This is a genomic window from Pseudomonas sp. JV245A (genome assembly GCF_032424515.1).
GTDB lineage: Bacteria > Pseudomonadota > Gammaproteobacteria > Pseudomonadales > Pseudomonadaceae > Aquipseudomonas > Aquipseudomonas protegens.
The window spans coordinates 1-290 of the sequence record NZ_VYKE01000627.1; the positions used below are offsets into that span (position 1 = coordinate 1).

A 290-nucleotide genomic window follows, 5' to 3' on the forward strand; every position below is an offset into this window, starting at 1 on the left:
GTCGGCCAGGCCGCGAATCACGTCCAGCACCTTGCCGATGTCCCGGGACTCGTTGGCCAGGTCGCCGATCAGGCTGGCGGTGCCTTGCACGTCGGAGCTCATGCGCTCGATGGCCGACACGGTTTCGCGCACCAGGTCGCGGCCGTCGCCGGCGGAAGTGGTGGCGCTCTTCGAGGCTTCGGAGGTGCTCACCGCATTGCGCGCCACTTCTTCCACGGCGCTGGTCATTTCATTGACCGCGGTGGCGGCCTGTTCGATCTCGTTGTTCTGCTGGGTCAGGCCGCGGGCGC

1 pseudogene is annotated in these 290 nt (G+C 67.9%); it reads right to left on the minus strand.

Features of this window, described 5'->3' with window-relative positions:
• Positions 1–290: pseudogene (locus F6S12_RS33345) on the minus strand (methyl-accepting chemotaxis protein); the annotation flags it as partial.